Source organism: Paenibacillus sp. VTT E-133291 (assembly GCF_002264395.1).
In the GTDB taxonomy this organism is placed as follows: Bacteria; Bacillota; Bacilli; order Paenibacillales; family Paenibacillaceae; genus Paenibacillus_AQ; species Paenibacillus_AQ nitricinens.
In genome coordinates this window covers 34,437-50,785 of sequence record NZ_NFVA01000018.1, presented here as the reverse complement: position 1 = coordinate 50,785, position 16,349 = coordinate 34,437, and the positions used below count along the sequence as shown (strand labels likewise).

At 45.6% G+C, this 16,349-nt stretch carries 15 protein-coding genes; all 15 read left to right on the top strand.

Annotated elements, in window-relative coordinates:
* Positions 1-13 precede the first annotated feature (13 nt).
* The 15 genes from CA598_RS10410 to CA598_RS10340 all read left to right on the top strand — a co-directional run bounded on the left by CA598_RS10410 (position 14) and on the right by CA598_RS10340 (position 16,288).
* The gene (locus CA598_RS10410; protein ID WP_094870318.1) at positions 14-2,269 is read left to right on the top strand and encodes an HD family phosphohydrolase; all 2,256 of its coding nucleotides are present in this window, start codon (positions 14-16) and stop codon (positions 2,267-2,269) included.
* Positions 2,266-2,763, top strand: a complete 498-nt coding sequence (ybeY, locus tag CA598_RS10405; protein ID WP_094876455.1) for an rRNA maturation RNase YbeY — start codon at positions 2,266-2,268, stop codon at positions 2,761-2,763. Before CA598_RS10410 ends, ybeY begins: the two co-directional genes overlap by 4 nt.
* A complete protein-coding gene (locus tag CA598_RS10400) occupies positions 2,763-3,158 on the top strand; it encodes a diacylglycerol kinase family protein (protein WP_042130323.1) in 396 nt (131 codons plus the stop codon). Before ybeY ends, CA598_RS10400 begins: the two co-directional genes overlap by 1 nt.
* A gap of 205 nt (positions 3,159-3,363) precedes the next feature.
* Entirely contained in the window at positions 3,364-3,783 is a 420-nt protein-coding gene (locus CA598_RS10395) for a cytidine deaminase (RefSeq protein ID WP_094870320.1), read from the top strand.
* A 630-nt stretch (positions 3,784-4,413) separates the two neighbouring features.
* Positions 4,414-5,307 carry a GTPase Era gene (era, locus tag CA598_RS10390; protein ID WP_042190933.1) on the top strand — a complete coding sequence of 298 codons (894 nt, stop codon included), beginning with the start codon at positions 4,414-4,416 and terminating at the stop codon, positions 5,305-5,307.
* Between the two features lie 112 nt (positions 5,308-5,419).
* Entirely contained in the window at positions 5,420-5,563 is a 144-nt protein-coding gene (locus CA598_RS10385; RefSeq protein WP_076117313.1) for a YqzL family protein, read from the top strand.
* A gap of 36 nt (positions 5,564-5,599) precedes the next feature.
* The gene (gene recO / locus CA598_RS10380; protein ID WP_094870321.1) at positions 5,600-6,355 is read left to right on the top strand and encodes a DNA repair protein RecO; all 756 of its coding nucleotides are present in this window, start codon (positions 5,600-5,602) and stop codon (positions 6,353-6,355) included.
* Between the two features lie 428 nt (positions 6,356-6,783).
* A complete protein-coding gene (glyQ, locus tag CA598_RS10375) occupies positions 6,784-7,671 on the top strand; it encodes a glycine--tRNA ligase subunit alpha (protein ID WP_094870322.1) in 888 nt (295 codons plus the stop codon).
* Positions 7,664-9,739 (top strand): glycine--tRNA ligase subunit beta, encoded by a 2,076-nt coding sequence (gene glyS, locus CA598_RS10370; protein WP_094876454.1) that lies wholly within the window; start codon positions 7,664-7,666, stop codon positions 9,737-9,739. The genes glyQ and glyS overlap by 8 nt, the downstream gene beginning before the upstream one ends.
* Before the next feature lie 240 nt (positions 9,740-9,979).
* A complete protein-coding gene (locus CA598_RS10365; protein ID WP_094870349.1) occupies positions 9,980-10,456 on the top strand; it encodes a YaiI/YqxD family protein in 477 nt (158 codons plus the stop codon).
* Between the two features lie 39 nt (positions 10,457-10,495).
* On the top strand, positions 10,496-12,316 hold the full coding sequence (gene dnaG, locus CA598_RS10360; protein ID WP_094876453.1) for a DNA primase: 1,821 nt from the start codon (positions 10,496-10,498) through the stop codon (positions 12,314-12,316).
* A gap of 40 nt (positions 12,317-12,356) precedes the next feature.
* Complete coding sequence (rpoD, locus tag CA598_RS10355; RefSeq protein ID WP_042130309.1) at positions 12,357-13,490, top strand: RNA polymerase sigma factor RpoD; 1,134 nt, start codon at positions 12,357-12,359, stop codon at positions 13,488-13,490.
* Between the two features lie 106 nt (positions 13,491-13,596).
* Positions 13,597-14,421, top strand: coding sequence for a hypothetical protein (locus CA598_RS10350; protein WP_094876452.1), 825 nt, complete (start codon positions 13,597-13,599; stop codon positions 14,419-14,421).
* A 5-nt stretch (positions 14,422-14,426) separates the two neighbouring features.
* Complete coding sequence (locus CA598_RS10345) at positions 14,427-15,197, top strand: tRNA (adenine(22)-N(1))-methyltransferase (RefSeq protein ID WP_094876467.1); 771 nt, start codon at positions 14,427-14,429, stop codon at positions 15,195-15,197.
* The gene (locus CA598_RS10340; RefSeq protein WP_094876451.1) at positions 15,173-16,288 is read left to right on the top strand and encodes a Nif3-like dinuclear metal center hexameric protein; all 1,116 of its coding nucleotides are present in this window, start codon (positions 15,173-15,175) and stop codon (positions 16,286-16,288) included. Before CA598_RS10345 ends, CA598_RS10340 begins: the two co-directional genes overlap by 25 nt.
* Positions 16,289-16,349 lie beyond the last annotated feature (61 nt).

Sequence of the window (16,349 nt, the reverse complement as noted above, 5' to 3'; positions counted from 1 at the left end):
GGGGATTGTCTTCATGGCTTCAAAGCAACCATCTAAATTAAGCGGATTTGTATATACGAACAACGGATGGAAGTATAGCGCGGCGACACGCTATGCTCTTTTCCTGTTACTCGGACTTGTGTTCTACTTTAGTCTGTCGCCCGATCTACTGCCTAAGCGGTACGATATTAAAGAGAATACGCTCAGCGCGAAGGAGATTACAGCGCCCAAGCAAATTTTGGACAAGAAGGCAACACTAAAGGCGGCGGAAGAAGCGGCCGAAGGTGTATCTCCTAAGTATAAAATTATCCCGATGAGGGCTGATAATCTCGTGACATCGCTGCTGGACCGGATTGATCGCCTGAATCAGGATGATTTGATTTCACAAAGCGATAAGACTGAGATTTATCGTGATGAGATCCCACAGAGAGCCAATGACTTTATTTTGAATTTCATAGCCTCCAATCGGGGCGGAGGCACTTATTCCGATCATCTTTTGGAGGAAATGCAATCTGTCATAAAAGAGCAGACCTATGTCATTCCAGATGAAACTTACATTAAGATTCCGCGACTGACCTCTCAGGACATTATCGAAATGAAGCCTGTCGCTCGTGATATTGTGACTAGGCTGATGAACGATCAAATCACGGATGCCCAGACTGCGCGCGCCAAAGTGGCGGAGCAGGTCAGTATCAGCTCTCTGAGTCAGCGCACGGCGCGTGAGGTTGTGCAGGAGTTAGTCCGGCTTGTTATTACTAGCAATAAGTTCTATGACGAAGATGCAACGAAGGAAGCAAAGGTGCAGGCTCGTGAGAACACACCTGATGTGTTTATTGAGCAAGGCGACGTCCTCGTCGCTAAAGGCCAAAAAATCACCCCTGAGCTCTACGCCCTTTTGGATGAGAATGGCCTGCTAAGTAATGAGGTCAACTATTGGCCTCAAGTTGGATTACTATTACTTTCTACCATGCTATCTGCGGGTCTGATGGTGTTTATCCGTTACTCGGGTGGAACCGCGGGCTTCAAGTATAACAATTCCCAGTTATTAATGCTGGTGCTTGTGTTTGTTATTACGATCATTTCCATGCGGTTGACCGCAATTTTGCAGACGGATGTCCATTCCTATCTCGGGTATCTGGCTCCAGTAGCCATTGGTGCTATGCTGATTACCATGCTTCTGGATATGACATTAGCATATTTCTGTTCTATCCTGATCAGTATACTTGCCAGTATCATTTTGAATGTTCAGCAGAATTCGGTGTTTGATTTTACCTTTGGCTTCTTTTCAATTGTTGTTTGTTATGTAGCTATTTTTGCCACTCATCGTGCAGGCCAGCGTTCCACATTATTAAAAGGCGGGATTATGGTATCCCTTTTTGGCTGTGTGACCGTCTTTATGCTGACCCTCTTAGCTGGTGGTGAATGGAAAGATGTAAGCACGCTGTATGCCGTTGGTTTTGCTTTTGCGAGCGGACTTTTGACCGCAGTGCTTGTGATTGGTCTGATGCCTTTCTTTGAAGCTACCTTTGGTATTCTATCTGCCCTGAAGCTGGTAGAGTTGTCTAATCCGAACCATCCCTTATTGCGCAAGCTTCTTACGGAAACACCAGGAACCTATCACCATAGCGTCATGGTAGGTAACCTGTCAGAAGCGGCCGCAGAAGCGATTGGAGCAGATGGCCTATTGTGCCGTGTGGGGTCGTATTATCATGATATAGGCAAAACAAAACGTCCGTTTTATTTTATTGAGAATCAGAATAATATGGAAAACCCGCATGACTCTATTGAACCGAAGCTTAGTAAATCTATCATTGTAGCTCACGCCCGCGATGGGGTGGAAATGCAACGGGAATATAAGCTGCCCAAACCGATTCGTGATATTGCTGAGCAGCATCATGGCACTACGTTCCTGCATTATTTTTACCATAAGGCTCTGAAGCTGGCGGAAGAAAAAGGTGTTGAGCCTGATTTTACCGAGGAAGATTTCCGTTATCCTGGCCCGAAAGCTCAGTCGAAGGAATCGGCTGTTGTAGGAATCGCCGACAGTGTTGAAGCTGCGGTACGATCCTTACGCAAACCAACCGTCCTTCAGGTGGAAACGATGATTGAGAAAATTATTAAAAGTCGACTGGATGATCATCAGTTTGACGAATGTGATTTAACGATTAAAGAATTGGACATTATTGCACGGACGCTGAAAGAAACGGTCATGGGGATTTTTCATTCACGGATCGAATACCCAGAAGATGTGCGTAAGCCGAAAAAAGAGGAAGGGGCAGCTAACCCATGAGTTTAGAGATCGTTTGGGATAACGAGCAAGAAGAATACGAGATAAAGGACGATCTCATCGCACTGCTGGAGAGTATTTTGAAAAAAGCAGGTGAAGCGGAAGAGATCGATCAGGGGGAGGTTGCGCTTACTTTTGTCGATAACACTCGTATTCATGAGTTGAACTTGGAGTACCGGGGAATTGACCGTCCGACGGACGTACTTTCTTTTGCGATGAATGAAAGCGGAGAGGACGAGCTGGACATTATATACGAAGTAGAAGAGGGCGAAGCACTGGAAGATGTTCCGGATGTACTGGGAGATATCATCATTTCCGTAACTCGTGCTCAGGAGCAAGCGCAGGAATATGGTCATTCGCTGGAGCGTGAGCTTGGTTTCCTCTTTGTGCACGGATTTCTGCATTTGTTAGGATATGATCATCAGGATGAAGCTTCAGAGGCAGAGATGATGTCTAAACAAGAGAAGGTACTAGCTCAGGTTGGGTTGACTCGCTAATGGTGAAGAACACGGCGGTAGGACACAAGAAGTTCTGGCACTCTTTTCGGTTTGCATCGCAAGGCATCGTGTCGGCATTCAAATCGGAGCTTAACATGAAGGTGCATTGCTGTTTGGCTGTGGTTGTACTTGTTGCCGCTGCCGTGTTCAGACTTCCTCTGGCCAGTTGGATGCTGCTGCTCTTCTCCATTACGCTTGTCTTAACTGCCGAGCTGCTCAATACGGCAATCGAGGCGACGGTAGACCTGATCTCGCCGGAGATTCATCCGCTGGCTAAGAGAGCAAAAGATACCGCCGCAGGAGCTGTGCTTCTTACGGCGGTGTTTGCTGTCTTAGTCGGGGTCTATGTTTTTTACCACCCGGTGATGGACTGGATTAGCGGACTTATGTCATAATCAGGTTACAATTCAATTTAGGGGAGAGGCGGACCCGCGTTTTGCGATTCCGCCTCTTTGGTTACTGGATGTTTAGGAAGCGAGTTTTGTACGAAGTAATTCCAGGTTGAGACGCTAACAAAACTAAGTGGATGCTCTCGAAGTGAGTTTTGTATGAAGTAATTCCATGATGTAACGCTAAACAAAACTTTAGGAGGACCCCAATATGGATTCCACTCTTCTTATGCAAGAAGCGATTAAAGCACGTGCTAAGGCATATATTCCTTACTCCCGATTCGGAGTTGGAGCCGCCCTCCTTGATCAGGATGGTCATATTCATCACGGATGTAATGTAGAAAATGCTGCTTTTGGTCCAACCAACTGTGCGGAGCGAACCGCTTTATTCCGTGCCATCGCCGACGGTCATGCTATCGGTTCTTTCAAGGCAATTGCCGTTGTTGCCGATTCCGATGGCCCCGTATCTCCTTGTGGTGTATGCCGCCAAGTTCTGATTGAGTTGTGTTCACCAGACATGAAGGTTATCCTTGGAAACATGAAAGGCGATATTGTTGAGACCACGGTGGGAGAATTACTCCCGGGCGCTTTTGGTCCTGTCGATCTGAAGCAAGGACAAGCTCCGGAATAAATTGGAGCATGTTATTGCGGATTAAGCTAATTTAGTTGCATTTTGTACAATTGAACTGCCACAATTGTGCACTAAGTTTAATTTAATTGCAGAATGTACAACTAAATCTATGCTTTTATTCGAATTTGGCTTGTTGGACAGTATTTAATTGCACAGAATGCAACTAAAACGCCAAAAACATAACTCAAACTCAAATTTGTTGTACAAAATACACTTAAAAGTGTTCCAGCACTTCCAAGTTAGGTTAAACTGGTGCAAACTATGTGTTATAGGAGTAACATCTATAAGCGATGCGGCGTAGCCGCCAGCGATTCCTAGCACAATGTAAATTGTAAACCTGCCTATAGTCGCTCATTTCAGTAGTTTTGCTTACCACGGCGAGCTTCAAGCGAGCCGTGTGAATAAGCGACAGTGAAGCGTGTCCCCGATAGGGGACGAAAGCGCTCATGCACAACCGTCCCTCTAATCCCGCCGAACGTTGCAGATACGCCTATTTCCGGGTGTCCAGAGGGCCGGGGCCCTTGGGGTCCCCCTTGGCTAAGGGGGATTTAGGGGGATCGAAAAGCTTTAAAAAAAGATTGAATGATTGAAAAAGATTGAACTAGAAGGAAAGTATGGAAGGAAGATAATATGAAATTCAAATCAGGCTTTGTCGCAATTATCGGCAGACCGAACGTAGGCAAATCGACACTCATGAACCAGGTTATTGGACAGAAGATTGCAATCATGTCGGATAAGCCACAGACCACTAGAAACAAAATCCATGGGGTCTATACAACGAATAATTCGCAAATCGTGTTCCTGGACACACCAGGTATTCATAAAAGACAGTCCAAGCTAGGCGACTACATGAACCAAACTGCAATGAGCACGCTGGGTGAAGTTGAGGCTGTGCTGTTCCTTGTGGATGCTGCAGATGGTTTGGGCGGTGGAGACCGATACATTGCTGAGCAATTAAACGGACTTAAGACGCCAGTTATTCTTGTACTCAACAAGATCGATAAAATAGAGCCGGAAGCCTTGCTCCCACTTATGGCTCAGTATAACAAGCTGCATAACTTTGCAGAAATCATTCCAATTTCTGCTAAGATGGGAAGCAATGTTAACACGCTGTTAGAGCAAGTCGCTAAGTACTTGCCGGAAGGTCCGCAGTACTACCCAGAAGATCAAATTACGGATCACCCTGAGCAATTTGTGTGCGCAGAGCTAATCCGTGAGAAGATTCTGCATTTGACGCGCGAAGAAGTACCGCATTCCATTGCCGTGGCCATCGAAGATATGAGGGTTGAGCCGAATGGTGTGGTCCATGTGTCTGCCGTTATTTTTGTTGAACGTGATTCTCAGAAGGGGATTATTATCGGTAAGCAAGGTGCGCTGCTGAAAGAGGTTGGAAGACGTGCTCGGACAGATATTGAGAACCTTTTGGGTTCGAAGATTTTTCTGGAGCTATGGGTAAAAGTGAAAAAAGACTGGCGCAATCAGGATCGCGTTTTGCGGGATTTGGGCTTCCATAAAGACCTTTAAGATCTATATCCGTTCTTCCTCGTTTGGCAGGAATTGCAAGGATAGAACCTGGCTCATCGCACATCCTAATTCTTGAAGAGACATCGTCTTTCCCAAGAAAGGATGAATACGAATGCGAAACTTTTCGTGGAAGTATTTTGCAATGACAGGAGACGTCGATGCTTACCTGCTATACAAGGAAGCTGGCTATCCACTTGAAGACAGTGGATTACAGCTAGTGGAAGAAGAGAAGGTCTGTGATGAAGAAGCGCAATAAGGACTGGTTGCTTGCCGAATGGTTGGGGGAAGAGGCATGCTACACAGGGTGGAAGGGATCGTCATCCGCAGCATGGACTACGGCGAGGGGAACGCAATCATTACGCTTTGCACCGAGAACGCGGGAAAAGTAGGAGTTCTGGTGCGTGGCGCAAAGAAGGTCAAAAGCCGCCATGCTGCACTGATCCAATTGTTCACCGTCGGTGAATTTGTTTTTTTTAGAAATAACGGAGGACTTGGGACGCTGAATTCCGGCGAAATCACGAAGTCTCACCACCCTCTACGTGAGGATTTGATCAAAGCTGCTTATGCATCTTACGCTTGTGAACTGCTTGATAAAGTCCTGCATGATGAGGAGACGGGAAGCTTCTGGTTTCGCCAGCTTACGGCCTGCTTGAACGCACTAGAAGAAGATAAGGAACCTGGAGTTATCATAAATGTTTATGAAATGAAGATTTTGCAAGCAGCCGGTTATGGTCCAGAGTTCGACACCTGTGTGATATGTGGAGCTGAAAAGCCTGATGAACAATTGCTGATAAGCCCTCGCCTTGGTGGAGCACTCTGCCGCAGCTGTAAACATAATGATCCTCCAGCAATGGAGGTCTCCGCTCGTGCGTTGAAGTTGCTACGCTTATTCGCCAGACTTGATCTAACTAGATTAGGGAATGTGGATGTCAAAGAAAGCAGCCGAGATGAATTGAAAAAAATTATGCGAGCCTTTATGGATATGCAGCTTGGATTAAAGCTGAAATCACAGAATTTCCTGGACCAGCTCGACAAGTACAAGATTTGACGAAATCTGATTTTTCCGTTACTATAGGAACAGTTTCTGTATAAGATTATCTGATCGCCGTTTTGCTCCATTTCGGGAGAGCGTGCATTGATCGGGAAAGTAGTGAGCGACATTGTTGCGATTCAGCGAGCTGGGGGTAGTGGGAGCCTGGCGGGACAACGTTCATGAACATGGCACCCGGGAGTACGGATATGGCGAATGAAAGTGGATTTCGTTCTTGTCTTTAGCCGTAATATCGCTGAAGCAAGGTATGAAATCAAGTAGGGTGGAACCGCGGGAGAATAAGTTAAACTCTCGTCCCTATGTCTGTTAATCAGGCATGGGGGCGGGGGTTTTTTGTTGCTGTCAGAAGCGAAAAGTGCCGCCTCCATGGTAAGAAGTTTTAAGCAAATGGAGTTAAAAACTTGTAAAGCGAAGGAGACGGTATTATGAACTTTCAGCAGATGATTTTGACGCTGCAGCAGTTCTGGGCTGAACAGAACTGTATTATCGTACAGCCTTATGACACAGAAAAAGGCGCCGGCACGATGAACCCTATGACTTTTTTACGCTCACTAGGTCCTGAACCATGGAGAGTTGCGTACGTAGAGCCTTCACGTCGCCCATCCGATGGTCGTTATGGCGAGAATCCGAACCGTCTGTATCAGCATCATCAATTTCAAGTCATTATCAAACCATCGCCTGATAACATTCAAGAGATTTACTTGGATAGCTTAAAGGCACTCGGTATTGATCCGCTCTTGCATGATATCCGTTTTGTCGAGGATAACTGGGAGAACCCTTCACTCGGTTGTGCAGGTCTAGGATGGGAAGTATGGCTGGATGGTATGGAAATCACTCAGTTTACTTACTTCCAACAGGTCGGTGGGATTGAAGCCAATCCAGTTGCTGTAGAAATTACTTACGGTATGGAGCGGTTAGCCTCCTACATTCAAGATAAAGAAAATGTATTCGATCTTGAATGGGTTAGCGGCATGACTTATGGTGATGTTTTTCATCAGCCGGAATTCGAGCATTCTACTTACACCTTTGAAGTATCTGATGTAAAAATGCTATTTTCACTGTTCAACATGTACGAAGAAGAAGCGCGTAGAGCGATGGAAAAAAATCTTGTGTTCCCAGCCTACGATTACGTGTTGAAATGTTCACATAGCTTTAATCTGCTGGATGCACGTGGAGCCATCAGTGTTACAGAACGGACTGGATTTATTACCCGTGTGCGTAATCTTGCCCGCTCTGTAGCGGCAACATATCTTGAGGAACGCGAGAAGCTTGGCTTCCCGCTGCTGAAGAAAGAAGGTGCTGACCGTGTCTAAAGATATCCTGTTTGAGATCGGTCTGGAGGAAATTCCTGCACGGTTTATCCGCGCTGCGATGGAACAGCTGCAAGATAGAACGTCCAAGTGGTTGGATTCTGCACGGATTACCCATGCTGGAGTTACTGCTTATGCAACGCCACGTCGTCTCGCTGTTTTTGTTAAGGATGCGGCTGAGAAGCAAGCGGATATTAGCGAAGAGGTCAAAGGGCCGTCGCGCAAGATCGCACTGGATGCAAACGGAGACTGGAGCAAAGCTGCATTAGGGTTTGCCCGGAGTCAAGGTGTATCCCCAGAGCAATTTACGTTCAAAGAGCTAGCAGAAGTAGAGTATATTTATGCTACTAGAAATAGTGCTGGGGTAGAGACAGCTTCGTTGCTCTCAGAAGGACTTTTAGGGATAGTAAATGCGATGACTTTTCCGAAAAACATGCGTTGGGGAGCTTACGATTTTAAATTCGTGCGTCCGATCCGCTGGTTAGTTGCTCTTTTCGGCAAAGATATTATTGATTTGGAAATTACAGATGTAAAAGCAGGGAATGTGAGCCGTGGACATCGTTTTCTGGGAACAGAGACTGTAATTTCGGAGCCTGCACAATATGTGGAGAGCTTGCGTGCGCAGCATGTGCTTGTAGATGTGAAGGAACGGGAAGAGCTGATCCTAAAACAAATCAATGAATTGGCTGAAGAAAAAAGCTGGACGATTGCGATCAAAGAGGATCTTTTGGAGGAAGTATTGTTTCTAGTTGAAACACCAACCGTGCTATTTGGAACCTTTGACCCATCGTTCTTGAACATTCCGCAAGATGTGCTGATTACTTCGATGCGTGAGCATCAGCGCTATTTCCCAGTTTTTGATGCAGCAGGCAAGCTTCTGCCTTTCTTCGTAACGGTGCGTAACGGAAATGCAGTATCTTTGGATGTAATTGCTAAGGGAAATGAGAAGGTACTCCGTGCTCGTCTATCAGATGCCAAATTCTTCTATCAAGAAGATCAAAAGATGAAGATTGATGATGCACTAGCCAAACTAGAGAATATCGTCTACCATGAAGAACTTGGCAGTGTTGGAGATAAAGTGCGTCGTATTCGCCAAATCTCCGATCGTCTTGCTGTAACATTGGGATTGTCTGATAGGGCCCTTTCTGAAGTAAGTCGGACTGCTGATATTTGTAAATTCGACCTTGTCACTCAAATGGTTTATGAATTCCCAGAACTCCAAGGCACCATGGGCGAAGATTATGCACGCAAAGCAGGAGAACCTGAAACTGTGGCAAAAGCAATCTTCGAACATTATCAGCCACGGTTCGCAGGAGATGCAGTACCTTCGACGGATGCTGGATCGGTTGTCAGCATTGCAGATAAGATTGATACAATTGTAGGCTGCTTCTCCATCGGTATCATCCCTACAGGTTCTCAGGATCCTTACGCACTGCGTCGACAGGCTGCAGGGATTGTTCAAATCGTGCTTGAGCATAAATTGCCGATTACGCTACGCGAAATTTTTGAAGCTGCGATTGAAATTCATAAAAATTCAGGGAATTCGAAACATTCTGACGATGAACTACGTATAAACCTGTACGAGTTCTTCAGTCTGCGTGTTAAACGACTTTTATCCGACAATGTACGCTATGATGTTGTGGATGCTGTTACAGCAGCTGGCTTTGACGACGTGGTAGATGTTGTAGGTAGAAGCCGTGCGCTTATGGGTGCTGTGTTAGACCAAGCAGACTTCAAAATCACCGTGGATTCACTTACTCGGGTTAGTAATCTGGCAGCTAAAGCAACCAGCGAAGGGATTGATCCTTCTTTACTTAAAGAAGATGCTGAGCTAGAGCTGTATAATACATGGCAGGAGTTACACACACCGTATCTTGAAGCGATGTCTGCGAACAATGCCGAAGAAGCACTCCGAATTCTCTCGGGTCTAAAAGATGCTGTTACAGCATTTTTCGATTCCGTTATGGTTATGGCAGAGGATGAGCAGATACGTGCTAACCGTTTAGCTTTGCTTGCTGGTATTGATGCTGACTCCAAGGCGTTTGCTGATTTTGGCAAGCTGGTTTGGTAAACGGCTGAGCACCGGAGTTCCCGGCTGAATTTCAAGATTCGACATTTGATCAAAGATCAGCTTTTTGAACAACATCTATAAGAAAAGTTTGTGTCTTATGGTATAGAATGTTGGTTTGGGGTATAAATATACGGAACGGTGCCAATGCGTCATTTGACATCCGTTCCGTATTTATGCATAGAAAGAAGGATTTCTTGCGGTAAGGGCGTATATATATTACACGGGAAATTGGTGATGATCATGGAGAAGAAGTCCCGGTCTAGAACTATAGTCGTGGATGGGGATGCTTGTCCGGTCAAAAAAGAGATTGCTGAAGTAGGCCGCGCTTTTGGCGTGCCGGTACTGATGGTATCTTCTTATGACCATGCACTGAAAGCTGAAGAAGGTGTTACGGTTGTGCAGGTGGACCGGGGAGATCAAAGTGCCGATCTATATATTGCCAATCATATTTCTGCTGGAGATGTGGTGTTGACTCAAGACTATGGTCTCGCGGCACTTGCGCTCGGAAAACGTTGCAGTGTGCTTTCTTTTCGTGGTCAGGAATATGATGATTCCAAAATGGATTTTATGTTGGAAGGCAGGCATGCCAGGGCCGTGGAACGAAGACGGGGACAATACTCGAAGGGTCCAAAACCTATAACGGCAGAAGAAAAAATATATTTTCAACATAAAATGACAAAACTTTTAATACTTTTGCAGGAGAATGTAGAGCAATAGCGAATTATATTTATTTGTTAAGAATTGAAGGTGGTTGAAGTGGCTAGCGGACACGGGAATATTCCGGAAGAAGTTATCGAAAGCGTGCTTGCACGTCATGATATTGTCGATACAGTCGGTAAGGTTGTCCATTTGTCCAAGCAGGGGAAATATTTATGGGGCCTCTGCCCGTTCCATTCGGAGAAAACCCCTTCCTTTACAGTTACCCCCGACCGGGGAGTGTTTCATTGCTTTGGCTGCGGCATGGGTGGAAATGCCATCAAATTTAGGATGGAAATCGAAGGATTAACCTTCCCCGAAGCCGTCAAAATAATGGCTGAAGAAAGTGATATTCCCGTTCCTGAAGGTAAGGGAGGCCTAATGTCTCCTCCTGATCCGGAACGCGATCGGTTGATTCAAGCTTATGAATGGTCTGCAAAGTTTTATCATTACTTGCTGAAGAATACGGAACACGGCAAAGCCGCAATGGAGTATTTAAGAGCCCGGAACTTCAGCGATAAAATGATTGACCAGTTTCAGATCGGATATGCTCCGGACCGCTGGGATACTTTGCTACAATTTTTGGAGAAACGGAATTTTGACCTTGCTGAGATGGAGAAAGGCGGACTCTTGTCTGCCCGGGGTGAGGGTAAAGGCTATATAGACCGTTTCCGTGGTCGGATAATTTTTCCGATTGCGAACCGCACCGGCAAGGTGATTGCGTTTGCCGGAAGAATTCATGGAGAAGGACAACCTAAGTATTTAAATTCTCCAGAGAGTAGACTGTTTAACAAAAGCCGGATTTTATACAATTTGCACCAGTCCAAAGCATCCATCCGCAAAACGCGGCAAATCGTCCTCTTTGAAGGATACGGAGATGTCATTTCGGCCTGGGAAGCAGGTGTGCATAACGGCGTAGCAACAATGGGAACTTCTTTAACTGAAAGTCATGTAGCACTGATGAAGAGCCTGGCGGATGAAATTGTACTGTCTTATGACGGTGACCGGGCAGGACAAGCAGCTGCTATAAAGTCTATTCCAATGCTTGAAGGCAGTGGCCTGCGTGTGAAAGTTGCCTTACTGCCAAGCGGACTCGATCCAGATGAATTCATCTCCAAGCATGGTGGAGAAAGGTTTATGGATCAGGTTATTGATTCAGCGGTTTCATCCATAAAATTTAAGCTTATATATCTGAAAAAAAACCATATACTCCTAGAGGAAGATGGCAAAATTGCCTACGTCAAAGAAGCTTTGGAGGTCATTGCTTCGTTACATTCCTCGACTGAGAGAGAGGTTTACCTAAGGGAAATCGCTTCTGAGCTGGAACTTTCATATGATAGTTTGAAGCAGGATTGTAATTTACTTAGGGCATCGATGCAAAAAAACATCCCTGAAGGGGATAATAACGACAAAAGGTGGAATAATGGTAGGCATAAAAAAGGGCAAGTGCAGACACCAACTTTGCTGCCCGCTTATCATGTCGCGGAACGGCGTCTACTGTCCTTTATGATTCAGGACCCGGAAGCCGCCACGTATGTGGGCGAACGCCTCGGAGAAGATTTCAACATCGATGATCATGCGGCAATTGCCGCTTATCTATATGCCTATTACGCGCAAGGCAAACCACCCGGCATTAGTCGGTTTCTATCATCGCTTCAGGACGATCGTCTAGAGAAAACTGCAACATCAATTTCCATGATGGATACACCTCCGGACTGGAATGTGCAGGTGCTGGATGATTGTATCCGTGAAGTACGGAAATACCCACTGCAGCGCAAGATGGATCAGAAGCGTGAAGAGATGATTCAGGCGGAAAAGTCAGGTGACTTTTTGCGTGCGGCACAAATAGCAAGTGAGATTATAGCCCTAGAGAGACAATGAAATGTTGACAGGATGTACCTAGGGAGGAGGGAGTCGAATTATGGCGAACGATCAGCATACTGAATTGGAAGCAGAATTTACTTTGGATCAGGTTAAGGATCAGCTTATTGAGCAAGGCAAGAAAAGATCATCATTGCTATACAAAGATATTATGGAGAAATTATCGCCGTTTGATCAAGACCCCGAGCAAATGGAGGAGTTCTATGAACAACTCAGTGATTTGGGGATTGAAGTTGTAAACGAGAACGATGAGGAGGTTAACAGCCTCCGGCCAAATGAGGACAATGAAGACAAAGAGGGCGATGAGTTCAGCTTTGATGATGATTTGTCACTGCCGCCAGGGATTAAGATTAATGACCCTGTTCGTATGTATCTAAAAGAAATTGGACGCGTTCCGCTGTTGTCGGCTGACGATGAAGTAGAGCTTGCTATGCGTATTAAGAATGGTGACGAGGAAGCCAAACGTCGTCTCGCTGAAGCGAACCTACGTCTTGTAGTAAGTATTGCTAAACGTTATGTTGGACGCGGTATGCTGTTCCTTGATTTGATTCAGGAAGGTAATATGGGTCTGATCAAAGCGGTAGAGAAATTTGACCATAACAAAGGGTTCAAATTTAGTACGTATGCAACTTGGTGGATTCGTCAGGCCATTACCCGCGCGATTGCGGATCAGGCACGTACGATTCGTATTCCTGTACACATGGTTGAGACGATCAACAAGCTGATTCGTGTCTCTCGTCAATTGCTGCAAGAACTGGGACGTGAACCTTCGCCAGAGGAAATAGCGGCTGAGATGGAGCTGACGGTTGAGAAAGTTAGAGAGATCATGAAGATTGCCCAAGAACCAGTATCGCTCGAAACACCGATCGGTGAAGAAGACGATTCACATCTGGGAGATTTCATTGAGGATCAGGAAGCCTTGGCTCCTGCGGATGCAGCAGCTTATGAACTGCTGAAGGAACAGCTGGAGGATGTACTGGACACGCTCACGGAGCGTGAAGAGAATGTACTTCGTCTGCGTTTTGGCCTAGATGATGGCCGGACGAGAACACTTGAAGAAGTGGGCAAAGTGTTCGGCGTTACCCGCGAACGGATTCGCCAGATTGAAGCTAAAGCATTGCGTAAGCTTCGTCACCCTAGCCGCAGTAAACGGCTTAAGGATTTCCTTGAATAGTATTTCATGAACTGGACCTTCTGCTGCTCAGTAGCAGGAGGTTCTTTTATTTGAATTACGACCCTAAAAGTGCTGACCTTGTGTATCTGGAAAGAAGGATGAGCCAGTGAATTTGGAAAAACGCGAAATTATTATAAAAGAGATTCAGTATTGGAGAAATAACAGATTGCTACCAGAGCAATATTGCGACTTCTTAACCAATCTGTATGATGATGAAGCTGCGGCGAAGGATAAAAATCCGATTTCGCTGAAGAATCTACAGCAGGGAAACATCAAAATTTGGCTGTTTGGTTTTGGAATTATTTCCTTGATTTTCTTGATTAGTCTTTATTTTAGCGTTTTTCCCTGGCCTTTGCAACTTGCAACAGCACTATCCGTATTAATTATTTGTTATGCATACTCAGCGGTTTATAAGAACCGAAATCATGTTATTAGTCTTATTCTGGCGGGGCTGGGTAGCGTGTTATCGCTTGGTTTTGGGCTATGGCTGATTGCTTTGCATGATCTTGATCCTCAGTTCTGGAGACCGATTCTGATTGGAGCTTGCGGCTTGTTATGGTGTATTCTGGGATTTGTGCTCCGGATCGGCTTGCTGCAGTACTGCGGGTATGCTTTTTGGGCATTACTATATGCTGGATTCTTCGGTGGAAGACGGCCTGATGCCTCGATGCTAGAGCTTGAGTTCTTATGGCTTCCATTATGTGTAATGATGGTGTGGCTAAGCTGGCTTTTACATCACAGAGTAAAAGGCGCCGCTAATGTATTTTTTGCAGTGGGCGTATCGTTATGGGTTATGCCTGAGCTCGATGCTCTTTTATTGAGACAAAATTTCCCGCAGTGGATTTCGTTTATGCTAATTTTTAAAATTGCGGTAGGCTTAGCCCTGCTGTTCTTGTTTCGAAAAAAATGGATAACGTGGGTGGCAACATGAACAATGTGAAATTATCAGATCGACTTCAGCAATTGCTGAAGCAAATTCCGCAAGGAAGCAGGTTGGCAGACATCGGTTCTGATCATGCGCTGCTTCCTGTAGCTGCTGTAGAAAGCGGTAAGGCGATATTCGCAGTAGCAGGTGAGGTAAACCCAGGTCCTTTTGATGCTGCTTGTAAAGGCGTTGCAGAGGCCGGATTAGGAAAGGTGATCTCGGTGCGGCGAGGGGATGGCCTTGAGGTACTGGAACCTGATGAAGTTAATTGTATCACGATCGCTGGTATGGGAGGGGCTTTAATTGCCTCGATTTTAGACCGTGGTCAGAGCCAAGGTAAGCTTAAGGATGTTACAACACTGGTCCTTCAGCCGAATGTGGGCGAGGATATTTTGCGTCGCTGGCTACTAGCTAATAATTGGGTTCTTATAGCTGAAAGTATTCTCGAAGAAGATGGGAAGTTATATGAAGTATTAACGGCTGTACCAGAGGATGCGAGTGCCGGAATTACGAATGCCAATGTATATCGAGAGGTAACGTTAGGTGATTCCGCTATGGTTCGTGGTCAGGATACCTTGCTACAGATGGGACCTTTTCTATTACAAGCACCGGATGCTGTGTTTTTTGCCAAGTGGCAAGGGGAGATACAGAAATTGGAAGGCATTTTGACATCCTTGTCACGTTCAGAGCTCGAATCTGCGGAGAATAAACGGAAATTAATTCGAGATCAGATCAAGGAGATTACGGAGGTGCTGCAATGCTTGCCAAAGGACAAACAGTAATTCAATATATGGAGCAGCTGGCTCCGAAGCATTTAGCCGAAGAGTGGGACAAAGTCGGTCTTCAACTAGGTTCCTTACAGAAAGAGATAACCAATGTGCTGGTTGCACTGGATGTTAATGATGAAGTCGTTGAAGAGGCAATAAGTCTCGGCTGTAATCTAATCATTGCCCACCATGCGATTATTTTCCGTCCGCTGCAAGGGATTCAAACAGACACTCCAATGGGTAGAATGTATGAAAAACTGATTAAAAATGACATCGCGGTATACATCAGTCACACTAATCTGGATGTTACCGAAGGTGGAATGAACGATTGGATGGCGGAAGCTCTGGGCATTGAGAACGGAGTACCCATCAAAGACATTCATTCAGAGCAATTGTCTAAGTTGGTGGTATTTGTACCAAAGGATCATCATCAGAAGGTATTAGATGCCATCTTGAATGCAGGAGCAGGGGCAATCGGCAACTATAGTCATTGCAGCTTCAATATTGAGGGATACGGGACTTTTATTCCGGGAGAAGGCACAGATCCTTATATCGGGGAAAAAGGGAAGATGGAGCGTGCTGAGGAGATCCGTATTGAGACGATCGTGCCACACAGTATCCGCAATAAAGTGGTACAGGCTATGCTCAAGGCTCATCCTTATGAAGAGGTTGCCTATGATTTGTACACGATGGATCTTAAAGGCCGCAGTTTAGGGCTTGGGCGGGTTGGAAAGCTCAAAGAACCTACAACACTTGGGCAATTCGTTGAGACGGTAAAAAAAGGTCTGAAAGTAGACCATGTACGTGTTGTGGGTGATTTGGATCGTCCGATTCGTAAAGCCGCTGTTCTCGGCGGTTCGGGTGGAAAGTATTATAACAGTGCTATTTTCCGCGGTGCAGATGTGCTGGTTACAGGAGATCTTGATTATCATACAGCACAGGATGCCGTGCTCGCTGGGATCACTCTGATTGATCCAGGGCATAATGCGGAGAAGATCATGAAAGAGAAAGTAGCAGAGTGGATGACTGGGAAACTGGTGGAGCATAGGTATGGTACAGCTGTACATGCTTCGCAGGTGAATACGGAGCCATTTAAGTTCCTATAAAAATTCCATTTAATAAAGCTTGTGCCAGACATGCGATGTCTGTATAATATATAATGTTGTT

Excerpts from the sequence above, each read along its gene's own strand:
- CA598_RS10410 (WP_094870318.1), top strand. The coding sequence starts at position 14 with ATGGCTTCAAAGCAACCATCTAAATTAAGCGGATTTGTATATACGAAC.
- ybeY (WP_094876455.1), top strand. The coding sequence starts at position 2,266 with ATGAGTTTAGAGATCGTTTGGGATAACGAGCAAGAAGAATACGAGATA.
- CA598_RS10400 (WP_042130323.1), top strand. The coding sequence starts at position 2,763 with ATGGTGAAGAACACGGCGGTAGGACACAAGAAGTTCTGGCACTCTTTT.
- CA598_RS10395 (WP_094870320.1), top strand. The coding sequence starts at position 3,364 with ATGGATTCCACTCTTCTTATGCAAGAAGCGATTAAAGCACGTGCTAAG.
- era (WP_042190933.1), top strand. The coding sequence starts at position 4,414 with ATGAAATTCAAATCAGGCTTTGTCGCAATTATCGGCAGACCGAACGTA.
- CA598_RS10385 (WP_076117313.1), top strand. The coding sequence starts at position 5,420 with ATGCGAAACTTTTCGTGGAAGTATTTTGCAATGACAGGAGACGTCGAT.
- recO (WP_094870321.1), top strand. The coding sequence starts at position 5,600 with ATGCTACACAGGGTGGAAGGGATCGTCATCCGCAGCATGGACTACGGC.
- glyQ (WP_094870322.1), top strand. The coding sequence starts at position 6,784 with ATGAACTTTCAGCAGATGATTTTGACGCTGCAGCAGTTCTGGGCTGAA.
- CA598_RS10365 (WP_094870349.1), top strand. The coding sequence starts at position 9,980 with ATGGAGAAGAAGTCCCGGTCTAGAACTATAGTCGTGGATGGGGATGCT.
- rpoD (WP_042130309.1), top strand. The coding sequence starts at position 12,357 with ATGGCGAACGATCAGCATACTGAATTGGAAGCAGAATTTACTTTGGAT.
- CA598_RS10340 (WP_094876451.1), top strand. The coding sequence starts at position 15,173 with ATGCTTGCCAAAGGACAAACAGTAATTCAATATATGGAGCAGCTGGCT.